The 13478-nt window shown below is 32.6% G+C and carries 5 protein-coding genes; 4 read left to right on the top strand and 1 reads right to left on the bottom strand.

What is annotated here, in order from left to right:
* Window positions 1-3 precede the first annotated feature (3 nt).
* Entirely contained in the window at window positions 4-3519 is a 3516-nt protein-coding gene (locus ACNQF6_RS12560; protein ID WP_417966254.1) for a PAS domain S-box protein, read from the bottom strand.
* 631 nt (window positions 3520-4150) lie between these two features.
* Here ACNQF6_RS12560 and ACNQF6_RS12565 point away from each other — a divergent pair.
* The 4 genes from ACNQF6_RS12565 to ACNQF6_RS12580 all read left to right on the top strand — a co-directional run bounded on the left by ACNQF6_RS12565 (window position 4151) and on the right by ACNQF6_RS12580 (window position 13450).
* Entirely contained in the window at window positions 4151-4732 is a 582-nt protein-coding gene (locus tag ACNQF6_RS12565; protein ID WP_417966255.1) for an LOG family protein, read from the top strand.
* Window positions 4733-5449: 717 nt separating this feature from the next.
* Window positions 5450-5896, top strand: coding sequence for an endo-arabinase (locus ACNQF6_RS12570; RefSeq protein ID WP_417966256.1), 447 nt, complete (start codon window positions 5450-5452; stop codon window positions 5894-5896).
* A 350-nt stretch (window positions 5897-6246) separates the two neighbouring features.
* On the top strand, window positions 6247-11502 hold the full coding sequence (locus tag ACNQF6_RS12575) for an endonuclease (RefSeq protein WP_417966257.1): 5256 nt from the start codon (window positions 6247-6249) through the stop codon (window positions 11500-11502).
* Between the two features lie 958 nt (window positions 11503-12460).
* Window positions 12461-13450 (top strand): NAD(P)-dependent oxidoreductase, encoded by a 990-nt coding sequence (locus tag ACNQF6_RS12580; protein ID WP_417966258.1) that lies wholly within the window; start codon window positions 12461-12463, stop codon window positions 13448-13450.
* Window positions 13451-13478 lie beyond the last annotated feature (28 nt).

Below are 13478 nucleotides of genomic sequence, written 5' to 3' on the forward strand. Positions count from 1 at the left end.
AATTTATTTAGGCATGGTAAAAATGAAACTACAGCCTTTATTCTGTTCAGATTCAATATGAATAGTTCCTCCTATTTCTTCAGTAATTTTTTTGACAATAGATAATCCAATTCCGGTACTCTCTTTTACATCGCGCGCTTCAATGGTTTGGAAAACTTTAAATACTTTTTCATGGTACTCTTGCTCAATCCCTGGACCATTGTCTTTTATAGTAAATTGGTGAAAACCGGTTACAGATTTATAATGACATCCTATTTTCCCCAAAGGTTTATCATTGTATTTTACTGCATTACTAATCAAATTACTAAAAACCTGTTGCAACAGTATTCCTTGAGATACAATAATCGGAAAGTTACCATCAATTGTAATTTCAAAACCTTCCATTGGAACAATCGAATCTACGATTTGACTTAGCATTAGTTTCAAATCAATAGTTTCGTTCGCAATTTCAACCCGTCCAATACGCGAATAATCTAAAACTCCATTAATTAAATTTTCCATTCGCATCACACGACCTCTCAATAAATCAAAGTTTGTGCTTACCTCTTTTGGCATATCCGGCATATCTTCAACAATCCATTCCGAAAGATTATTTATTGCCCTGAGAGGAGCCTTCAAATCATGTGACACTACGTATGCAAACTGATCGAGCTCTTTATTCGTTTTCCCAAGATTTAACAATGCTACTTTTAAGTTTTCTTCGGCACTTTTCTGATCGGTAATGTCCGCACTGATAGCAATATATTGATATGGTTTTCCTTTTTCATCTAAGAAGGGTACAATGGTTGTTTTTTCCCAATAATACGTTCCGTCCTTAGCTAAATTTCTAATCTCTCCTTTCCATACATTCCCGTTTATAATTGTTTTGTATATCGTTCTAGTGAAATCCGGTGAAAGGTCACCTGAAATTATTCTTTGGTCTTTTCCTACCAATTCCTCTTTTGTATACTTAGAAATAGTACAAAAATTATCATTTACAAATGAAAACACCCCGTTTTTATTCATAATAGAAACAATTGAAGATTCATCTAATGCGGCTCTGATGTCATTGATTTCTTTTGCTTTTTCAGCAATTTTTAGCTCTGCAAGTGTTTTTTCAGTAACATCCATTATAGAACCCTGCAAACCAATTATTTGCTCTTTTTCATTTTTAATGGGCTTCCCAATTTCTAAAATATACTTTAATCTATTACCTGGTAAAACTATTCGATAACTAATTTTAAAATCTTGATCAATATCTAATTTATCATGGTTTAAATTATCTAATATTTCTAAATCATCGGGAAATATCCTTTCTCTATAGGCAGCAAATAACTTATCAGAACTTAACTCTTCCAGTTCAAAAATATTATAATGTGCTTTTGACCAAACCAAATCATCTGTAGCTAAATCAAATTTCCAACTACCAATTTTCGCAATACTTTGTGATTCATCTAATAATTTATTGCTATTTATCAAACTTTGTTCCACCAATGTCTTTTCAGTAATATCCTGAATACTCCCTTGAGCACCTATAACTTCTCCCGCTTCATTTTTGATAACCTCACCTAAAGTTAAAATGTATTTTACTCTGTTATCAGGGAATTCAATACTGTTTAAAAACTCAAAATCCTGACCTGTAGCAACACTTTTTTCAATTTCTTTATCTAATAGTACCAAGTCTTGCGGGCGTAGAATCTTTCTGTAAGCTTCATATAGGATTTCCGGAGCTAATTCATCAATTTCGAAAATTTTATAATGTCCTTTTGACCAAATTAAATCCTTTGTGATTAAATCAAATTTCCAACTTCCTGTTTTAGCAATACTTTGTGACTCGTCTAATAATTTATTACTGTTTATTAAACTTTGTTCCACCAATGTTTTTTCAGTAATATCCTGAATGCTCCCTTGAGCGCCAATTACTTCTCCCGCTTCATTTTTGACAACCTGACCTAAAGTTAAAATGTATTTTACTCTGCTGTCAGGAAATTCAATACTGTTCAAAAACTCAAAATCCTGACCTGTAGCAACACTTTTTTCAATTTCTTTATCTAATAGTACCAAGTCTTGCGGGCGCAGAATCTTTCTGTAAGCTTCATATAGGATGTCCGGAGGTAATTCATCAATTTCGAAAATTTTATAATGTCCTTTTGACCAAATTAAATCCTTTGTGATTAAATCAAATTTCCAACTTCCTGTTTTAGCAATACTTTGCGATTCGTCTAATAATTTATTACTGTTTATTAAATTCAGTTCTATTTCCTTTTCTTTAGTAATATCCTTAGATATACCTAAATAACCTGTCAGTTCACCTTCACTATTCTTTATTCCTGTAACTGATAAAACTATTGGGACTAGACTACCGTCTTTCCTTACATAAGTCCACTCATAAGAGTCCTCTATTCCTAATTCTCTCGCTTTAAATACCAATGTATCATATACAGGTGATAGATCTTTTCCAAACTCTATTGATAAATCGTTTGTTCGTTTAACAACTTCATCCCATAAGTGAAAAATAGATGGACTCGTCTTTCCTATTACTTCTTCTGATTTATATCCAAGTAATATTTCCGCACCTCTGTTAAATTCTTTAATCGTTCCATCTAGATCAGAGGATATTATTGAAAAATCAGTAGAATTAAGGATTGCAGATAATTCGCTACTAGTTTTAACTAATTTCTCTTTTTGCTTGTATTCTTTAGTCATATCCCTGGCAATACAATATAAATTTCCAGAAACAGGATCTGGAGAGGTGTTCCAGCTTAACACTATATATTCGCCATTTTTACAGCGGTACCGATTTTCAAAACTGATTGTTTTGTGTCCTTCGGCTAATTTAGCAACTTCTTCATAGGTTTTATCTAAATCATCCGGATGAACAAAATTAACAAAAGTCGACCCTTCTAATTCTTCTTTTGAATATCCTAAAACAGTCGAGAAAGCAGGATTCACTTTAGAAAACATTCCATTCACATTTGCAATGCAAACTAAATCCTTTGAAAGGTTAATAAAATTTTGAAATTCCTTTTGGCTAGTATTTAAATCCGAATTTTTTTTTCGCAATTGCAATAATAAAACGACTTGATTTGCCAATAGTTTTAAAGCATTTTTTTGTTCAGTACTCAAGGTCCTGGGCACCGTATCAATAACGCACAGCGATCCTAAATTAAAACCAACCGAGTCTTTTAGCGGTACTCCCGCATAGAATCTAATATCAGGATTGCCAGTTACCAAAGGATTGTCAGCAAATAATTTATTCTCTAATGCATTTGTAACTTCATAGACTTCATCTCCCATGATTGTATATTGGCAAAACGAAATCTCTCTAGGAGTTTCAGAAGCTCCTAATCCAACACTCGATTTAAACCATTGTCTTTCTTTGTCCAACAAACTGACTAAAGCTATTGGAGTTCCGCAAATATAGGAGGCCAATTGTGTTATTGCGTCATACTCTTTTTCTGGTAAAGTACCCATAATTGAATAACTTTCAAGAGCTGTTAATCGTTCAGATTCATTTGTAGGAATAGGGATTTTTTTCATTAATTTGGGTGGGTATTCTTTTAAATTTCATTAAACAAGAATTTAAATCCATTTGAATACCTTTTGATTAATAACTTTATAGGACTTCCAGATTTAAGAAGGTGTATGTACAAAAATAATTTTTTTTTTGAATAATTGGAGTCTTAGCCCCATTTTAAATGACAAAAACTAAAATCATATTTAAATTTGTGGGTTCTTGACTTTAAAATGAACATTAGATAAAAAAATAAACTTTCACACAAAAATATCACCTATTTTTCCCCTACAATGTAATAAATATTAAAAGAAAAGCCCTCAAAAAAAACATTTTTAATTTGTACTACATTTCTATCTTAATTGTTCTTCTCAAAAGTTAAAAAATTTGTTAATAGAGAAAAATAAATCTATTTTTGATTCAATATCAATTTGTTCAAAAAAGAAATTTAAATACCTTAAAAACGGTTATTAATAAAATTTAAACTAATACTTATGGAGACTTATATGTGAAAATGATTGAAGCGGTTTATATCACTCACTATATAAAATGCTTTACAGTTTAAAAACCTGATCGCGCTGATATAAAAGAATCGCGAATAAAATTATACATCAGCTACCGATAACATTGAACATATAAATAAGAATCATTTTATATATGAAAAGAATTACTGTCTTTTGTGGATCCAGCTTTGGAAACGAAAAAAATTATGAAATTCAAGCTTTCAAACTTGGACAATTAATGGCCGAAAATAATTATGAACTCGTTTATGGCGGGGCTAAAGTAGGTCTTATGGGAAGTGTTGCAGATGGTGTTTTAAATCATAACGGAAAAGTATTTGGTGTTTTGCCAAGTTTTCTGATGACTAAAGAAATCGCGCACGATCGCTTAACCGAATTATTCATCGTAGAAAGTATGCATGAAAGAAAAACCAAAATGAATGAACTTAGCGATGGCATAATTGCTTTACCAGGCGGATTTGGAACTCTAGAAGAATTTTTCGAAATGCTGACTTGGGCGCAACTTGGACTGCATAAAAAGCCAATCGGAATTTTGAATGTCGATGGATTTTATGATTTGCTGCTGGAATTTGTTGCAAACATGGTCGATAAAGGTTTTCTAAAACCAACTAATCAGCAAATGATACTGGTAAGCGATAATGCCGGAGATTTACTTGATAAAATGGAAAATTATGTAGCTCCCGAAGTTGGAAAATGGATTAAAAAAGGAAATGAATAAGTAAGAGAATTAAGATTTTAATTCTTTCATTTGTGTACAAAAAAGCGGTTAGTTCTAATTTCGATTTGTATTTGATATTTTTTACTAATTACAAAACTACATTCAAACTAATTCAACAAATGAGTAACAATCAAAATGCAGTTAACTCATTATTAGCATAATATAAAAATAAATCATAGAATTGCAGCATGTAATTAAAGATGTTTCTCAGCAATAAATAACATTTACAGTTGATCAAAAGACAAAAAATCCGAATTGCAAATCCATACAAACGATACTTTGACATGTGGCTAGTTCAGGATATTCTTATTGTGTTTACATTCAGAATTTAAAAAACAGTAATAACATACGTCCCGAAAAAGTAAATCGGAGTTTCATTGCTTACTATCTAAATGATTTAGATAACGTTCTCAAATTCACACAGGACACATTTGCAACTATTGAGAATGATGTGCTTGAAGAATTTGAGACTTCAAAAAAAAATTAGTGCTTCTTGGGCACAACTTTATGACATCGAACAATTAATGGTACATGCTATAGTTCATATCTTACGCCACAGAAAACAAATTCAAAAGTCTAAAACCACAATTAAACAACTGCACTAAACCGCAAACAACTGAGCTATAGTTTGTTTTTATGGTATAAAACAATACATTTACTTAAATTTGCATTGAAGCGAGTAAGAAAATTATTCAAAACCAAAAAAATACAACCAATATGAAGTGGACAGCATCTTTTTTTCTTATCCTAATAATAAACATGGTAAGTTACAGCCAGAAGATTGATGAAGCTGTAGTTATAAAAAAACTACTAGAAAAAGAGTCCGCAACATGGAGAACTGCTGATAGTAAAGGACATTCAGAATGCTGGCATATTCAACCGTATAGCCGAATATTAATTTCCACTCCTGAGGGAGTTACACTGGATATTCCTCCAACTGCAATGATTAACACAAATCCTAGTGCTATGGGAAATGGCGGTTTTTCTGTAAATACAAACTATAAAATGAGTATTAATGGGAATAGTGCGTGGGTGAGCCATGACGAAGAATCAACTGCTAAGGATGGTAAAAAAACCTTCTCCTATGAAATTCGATTATTAGAAAAAATAAAAGGACAATGGAAATTAGTGGGGCAATCCATCCACATTTATAATCCAAAATAATTTTTGAATCTTCTACTTTATTCTATCTACAAGTTACGTACAACTGTACAATCTCAATTTTGATCGATTTTAAAATCACTTGATTGTTCCCTAAAAAAGAAACATTTTTTATAGATTATCTTCTATAATATAATGTTTAAAGACAACTTGATAAAATAAGAATTAATACTTTTAATCAATAAATCACTAATTATTAATCAATAAATCACTAATTATTAATCAATTCTATTAAATAAACGTTTATAAATCATTATTAAATGTTAGTAATTTTAACAATTTGTTAATAGTATTCAGTAAACAAGAAAAGTAATATTTATAGTTTTACAGTCCAACAAATTACTAAAACTATTATGAAGCAATTTTACTTAAAGACACAGTTCTTTCTTGTAGCTGTATTTATTTTTTTAAGTTTTATTTCCAATGCTCAAGTTCCTACTTATTATAACGGAACTAACATTAGCCAAACAGGAAATTCCTTAAAAACAAGCCTGTCAAATTTAATTATTTCAACCCATTCTACTTATTTGACTTATACCCCTGGAGTTTGGGATGCTCTAAAACAAACTGATTTAGACCCTAACGATCCTTCGAAAGTTGTACTGATTTATGGTTATAATGACAGTGATACTGATTTAACAAATGATCGAACCCGCTCCAAAGATAAAAATGGTGGAAACCAAGGGGACTGGAATAGAGAACATGTATTTCCTAGATCATTAGGAAATCCTAATTTAGGAAGTGAAGGCCCAGGAAGTGATGCTCATCATTTAAGAGCCTCAGATGTAAATTTTAATGCCACTAGAAACAATTATCCTTTTGGTGCCGGATCTGGAAATGCTAAATTAGTCAACAATATCTTCTATCCTGGCGATGAATGGAAAGGTGATGTTGCCCGTATGATTATGTACATGTATTTGCATTATGGTACACAATGTCTTCCTAGTGTAGTTACTGTAAGTTCACAGAACTACAGTACTGATATGACCGATATTCTACTTCAATGGAGTGCAGAAGATCCAGTTTCCCAAGTAGAAATTAATAGAAATACAATATTAGAAGGAGTTCAAGGAAACAGAAACCCTTTTATTGATAATCCTGCTTTTGCGACAGCAATTTGGGGTGGGCCACAAGCTCAAAATAGATTTGATGGCAGTGTTCAATTGGATACAGAAATTCCGTCTGTACCTAGTAACTTGGTTGCTACAAATACAACCGCATCAGAAACTACATTAACATGGGTTCAGTCTACAGATAATGTGGGCGTTTTAGGATACCGAATTTATAACGGAACAGTACAAATTGCTTCTTCTTCAACTCCTAGTTATGTTTTATCTGGATTAACAGCAAATACAAATTATACTTTATCCATAAAAGCATTTGATGCGGCTGGAAACATTTCAAACGCTAGTAATAACGTAGCCGTAAAAACTTTAATTGGTACACCACCACCAACTCCAACTACTTCTGTTGTTTTCATGAACGAAATTCATTATGATAATGCAGGTACTGATGTAGGTGAAGGTGTTGAAATTGCTGGAACAGCTGGAACCGATTTAACAGGTTGGAGCATTATTCCTTATAACGGAAATGGTGGTGCATCTTATACTCCTGCAGGAAGTTTATCAGGTATAATTCCGAATCAGTTTAATGGATTTGGAACTGTTTTCGTATCTATAAATGGATTACAAAATGGAGCACCAGATGGTCTTGCGTTAGTAAACAACTTAGGAAATACAGTTCAATTTTTAAGCTATGAAGGAACTTTTGCTGCTACTAATGGTCCAGCAAACGGAGTAATCAGTACGAATATTGGCGTTTCTGAAATTGGAACCGAAGCAGTAGGCTTATCATTACAGTTGAAAGGGTCTGGAAATCAATACAGTGATTTTACATGGCAAACAACAGTTGCAAGCACGTATGGAAGTATCAATAATGGACAATCATTCGCAATGGTTGCCGAGCCTCTTACTCCACCAACAAATTTAGTGGCAACTAATGTTACTGCTACTACTGCAACATTGTCTTGGACAGCAGGAACATCAAATGCTTCTTATGAAGTTTATAACGGAGGTACATTATTAGCAGCTACAACAGCCACTAGTTTTAATCTAAATGGTTTAACACCAAACACTACTTACGCCTTAACAGTGATTGCATTAGATGCTAATGACAACGCTTCAATAGCTAGTAATGTGGTTAGTATAACTACCTTAAATAGTACTACTCCTACTCCAGCTGGAGCTGTTTTTATCAACGAAATTCACTATGATAATGCAGGAACAGATGTTGAAGAAGGTGTTGAAATTGCTGGGCTTGCAGGGACCGACTTAACAGGATGGAAAATCATCCCTTACAATGGTAATGGTGGCGCTTCTTATACTCCAATAGGAAATTTATCAGGAACAATTCCAAATCAATTAAACGGATATGGAACAGTATCAGTTGCTATTCTAGGATTACAAAATGGTGCTCCTGACGGAATTGCTTTAGTAGATGCAACGGGAAAAGTCATTCAATTTCTAAGTTACGAAGGTGCTTTTACAGCGAGCAATGGTCCTGCTGCAGGAATGACAAGTACTGATATTGGTATTGCTGAGGCAAGTACTGCAACTGTTGGAAATTCACTGCAGCTTATTGGTAAAGGAACTAAATATGCTGATTTTACATGGGTAGCAGCACCAAGTACTTTTGGAAAACCTAACAAGGGAGAAAAATTTGGTGAATTAGTTTTTATCAATGAAATCCATTATGACAATGCGGGAACTGATACTGGTGAAGCAGTAGAAATTGCTGGTTACTCAGGAACTGATTTAACAGGATGGAGTATCATTCCTTACAATGGAACAGGAGGAGCTAGCTATACTCCAACAGGAAATTTATCCGGAATTATTCCAGATCAATTAAATGGTTATGGTACTGTATCAGTAAACATTGCTGGATTACAAAATGGTTCTCCTGACGGAATTGCATTAGTAGATGCTTCTGGAAAAGTTATTCAATTTTTAAGCTACGAAGGTACTTTTACCGCTTCTAATGGTCCTGCTGCAGGAAAAACAAGTACTGATATAGGTATTGCTGAAGCAGGTACTGCGGCAATAGGAACTTCATTACAATTAACCGGAGTAGGATTTACTTATGCTGATTTTACTTGGCAAGCAGTCAATAATACTTTTGGAGCTATAAATAAAGGACAGTTTTTTGGTAATGCTTCTGATATACTGGTAGTTATTCCAATTGCTGAAGCTAGAGCAAAAACGGATGGAGAAATTGTAACCGTAACTGGAGTTTTAACCGTTTCTGACCAATTTGCAGGATCAGCTTACCTACAAGATGCTACAGGAGCGATAGCTGTTTTTGACAAATCAGTTCATGGAACTGGACTTTTTAAAATAGGAGATTCTATTACAGTTACAGGAACGAGAAGCTCTTTCAGCGAGCAAATACAAATAAGTCCTGTAAGTGCGGTTACCAATAATGGATTACCTAATCAACCTATTGTGCCTCTTACTATCATTTTGAGTGAAATGGTAAACCACCCTGCTGAATTAGTTCGCATTGAAAACACAACTTTTCCTAAGCCTGGCGCCATGATGTTTGGTAATTCAAACACTACTATTACGGATGCTAGTGGAACAGCTCAATTGAGAATCGATGCAGATGTAAATGATCTTATAGGTTTTGCGCAACCAGAAAATTGTTCAGAAATAATAGGTGTTGTGGGGAACTATTTTGCAACTCAACAACTATTACCTAGAATGAGAACAGACTTACCATGTGCAAATAAATATGAACAAACTGGTAATGATTTAGCAATTTCAAAAGAAAAAACTTTGGATATCGCTACTTGGAACATCGCTTGGTTTGGTGATGAAACCAATTCGCCTGCAGCAGGAAACACCAACTCTGATGCCATACAAAAAGCGGCTGTCAAAAATGTTTTACAGCAATTAGATGCTGATATTTATGCTGTAGAAGAAATCTCTGATGATGCTTTGCTTGCTCAGATGGTTAGCGAAATGAATGATTACAGTTATGTTTTATCAGAGGCTACGTCATATCCTAATGATTTTAGTAGTCCAAAACAAAAAGTTGGATTTATTTATAAAAATAAAACAGTAACTCCGTTGAATACGAAGGTGCTTTTGAAAACAATTCATCCTTTTTATAATGGTGGCGATGTTTCAGCACTTGCAAATTATCCTGATGCTGATAAATCTAGATTTTTTGCAAGCGGTAGATTGCCATTTATGATGACTGCAAATGTTACAATTGATGGTAATCAAAAACAAATCAATATTATTAATCTTCATGCTAGAGCAAATACTAGTGGTGATGCACAAGGTAAATATGACATGCGTAAGTTTGATGTAGAAGTTCTGAAAGACACATTGAGTGCACAATACCCAGATGCAAACTTAATATTACTAGGAGATTATAACGATGATGTTGATTATACAGTATCTGATGTAATAACTACAGTTTCTACTTATGAAGATTATGTAAATGACAGTTCTAATTTTAATGTACTTACTAAAACATTAAGTGACGCGGGCTTTAGATCGTATGTTACTTATGAAAACATGATTGATCATATAACAGTTTCTAACGAACTTGCTAATTTATACATCAATGAATCCGCTAGAGTACATTATGAATTTTACGCTAGTGATTATACTAAAACAGCTTCGGACCACTTTCCAGTTTCTGTAAGATTGCAATTAAAAGAATTTACTCTTGACGCTAGCAGTGTAACAAATAGTACTTGCAACGGCGAAGCTAATGGTACTGCTACTGTTTCTGTTTCAGGCGGAATTGCACCATACACCTATACTTGGAGTACTGATGAAATTACAAATACAAACTCCATATCTAATCTTAATCCAGGAACTTATACTGTAATTGTAAAAGATGCTTTAAACAATAAATTGACTGCTAATTTCACTATAACTGAGCCTTCAATGATTACTATTCCATCTACAAATGGGGTAAATGTATATTATGGGTACAGTAATGCTTCCTGCACAACACTTTCTGCAGGTACAGTAACTGGGGGAATATTACCTTATACATACCAATGGAGCACTGGAGCAACAACAAGTAGTATTGCCGTTTGTCCTACGGCAACTACCACATATACACTAATTGTGAAAGACGCTAACGGTTGTATATCTGCCACAGAAAAGATTGTCAATGTAATTGATGTGCGTTGTGGTAGTAATTCAAAAAATCCAAAAGTGGAAATATGTCACAACGGAAAAACAATTTGTATTGACGAAAATGCTGTTGCAAGCCATTTAGCTCATGGAGATAATTTAGGTGCTTGTACATCAATAAATAAGGATTCCGTATCAATAACTGATGTAAATGTATTTCCTAATCCATTCGTAGATAGTGTAGATGTAAGCATTAACATTTCTGAAAATGCAAAGGTTGACTTTTTACTTTATAACTTCTACGGACAGATCAAAAAACAAAGCAGTCAAGAAATTAAAGCTGGAAAATCAATTACAAAATTAGAATTATCAGAATTGAATAAAGGATTCTATTTCTTGAAAATCGCTATAAATGGTAAAATTAAAGATATCAAATACTTGATTAAACAATAATTTTTTATTTAGAGATTAAAATACTCTTTATTAATTAAAGCCATCAAAATTACTTTTGATGGCTTTTTTTTGAAAGAATATAACTATTATTTCCATTTTACTTCTACTTCAACTTTCAAAAAAAAACACCATTTGTAATCGAAAAATTCTAAATAAAGAGATACATACGAGATTAGTCATCACTTTATGTTAAGAAATGATCCTAATTTTAAATTCGTAAACAATTCCTTAAAATTTAACACATAGCATCAAAAAATAGCCATCCGATGAGTCATAATAGAATAAATATGTCAGGACTAGTAAATGGTGCTTGGATTAACAGCATTACATTTATATAATTTTGCGTAAAAAATTTACGGAGTTTGATCATGCAAGTAATTTTAGAAAATTAAATTCAAAACAAAGTCTCAAACGTGAAAAAATTCAAGAACTAGTTAAAAGTCTGAAAAAATTCGAGTAAGAGCGAGATTTATTTAAAAAAGCAATCCGTATTTTTTTGCAAAAGCATTCGATAATTGATAGTTTCATTAAAAATAATAAACAACAATTACTCGTTGAAAAAAGGTACAAATTTTCACATCTGAATAATAGCGGTTATTTTTGAAATACTGAGGCAGTTTCATTTTTCATACCGACAGAGGTTTTCAATTTGCTAACAAAAAACTGAGAAACATTAACACGAACAATACATTGAAATTGGGTACAACAGAATAATAAGTCATACTGCTTTAAAATATGCAACTATCGAATAATTTAAAAAGTAAATTAAATACAAAAAAGAAGCTTAACATAATGTGTAGTTTCATTTGTGTATCCAAAGATTCATTTTATCCTTATTCCAAATACTATAAAGAGTTTATTTCTTCAAACTAAAAAATAAGAATTGGAATTTCTGAAACAAGTCTTATGAAAAGAACTACCTTAACAAATATTATTTTAGAAATGAAAAATAGCAAAAATGAAAACATTAGTGTACAGCATATTAGGATTTGACAAAGCTTTCTTAGAAAAAGAGTCACATGGTAATCAGGAATTAGTTTTTACGGAACAATCTCTAAACGAAAATACAGCATCGCTAGCCAAAGGATTTGATGCTGTTTCACTTTTTACATCTGATGATGCTTCAGAAAAAGTTTTACAAAAACTATCTACTTATGGCGTAAAACATATCGCCTTGCGTTCCGTGGGTTACGACCATGTTGACTTAACAAAGGCTAAAGCATTGGCAATAAAAGTGGCAAATGTTCCTGAATATTCACCTTATGCCATTGCAGAACTCGCCGTTGCTTTATTATTAGCACTAAACAGGAAGCTAGTTTTAGGACAAAGTTTGATGCAAACTGGCGATTATCGATTGGATCACTTAGTAGGTTTTGATTTACATGGAAAAACAATAGGTATTGTAGGAACTGGAAAAATAGGAGCTGCATTTGCAAAAATAATGAATGGTTTTGGTTGTAAAATAATAGCATTTGATATTAAGGAAAATAAGGAACTCATGGATGAAATTACATTAACTTATGTTTCTCTCGAAGATTTATGCGCTACTGCTGATGTGATATCCGTGCATTATCTGCTTAATGCAAAAACGAACCATCTCTTTAATAAAAGTATTTTTGCATTAATGAAAAAAGGAGTGATTTTTATTAATACTGCTCGAGGAGGAATCGTAAATACCAAAGATTTAATAGAAGCTATCGAAAATAAAACCATTGGTGCAGCAGGATTAGATGTTTATGAAAAAGAAAAGCCAATATTTTTTCTAGATCATACTGATACTCCAATAAATGATGATTTGTTTTTAAAACTTCGTTCCCATCCTAATGTGATGATTACCGGACATCAAGGTTTTTTGACAAACGAGGCATTAAAAGGAATTGCACACACCACTATCGCTAATTTAAATGCTTGGGACAATACTGGTAATTCTGTAAATGAGGTGAATTGATACCCGTTTTGAAATCATTTATAAACGA

The organism is Flavobacterium pasteuri (assembly GCF_048286615.1).
In the GTDB taxonomy this organism is placed as follows: Bacteria; Bacteroidota; Bacteroidia; order Flavobacteriales; family Flavobacteriaceae; genus Flavobacterium.

Coding starts and splice junctions, on each gene's coding strand:
- ACNQF6_RS12560 (WP_417966254.1), bottom strand. CDS start 3,519: ATGAAAAAAATCCCTATTCCTACAAATGAATCTGAACGATTAACAGCT.
- ACNQF6_RS12565 (WP_417966255.1), top strand. CDS start 4,151: ATGAAAAGAATTACTGTCTTTTGTGGATCCAGCTTTGGAAACGAAAAA.
- ACNQF6_RS12570 (WP_417966256.1), top strand. CDS start 5,450: ATGAAGTGGACAGCATCTTTTTTTCTTATCCTAATAATAAACATGGTA.
- ACNQF6_RS12575 (WP_417966257.1), top strand. CDS start 6,247: ATGAAGCAATTTTACTTAAAGACACAGTTCTTTCTTGTAGCTGTATTT.
- ACNQF6_RS12580 (WP_417966258.1), top strand. CDS start 12,461: ATGAAAACATTAGTGTACAGCATATTAGGATTTGACAAAGCTTTCTTA.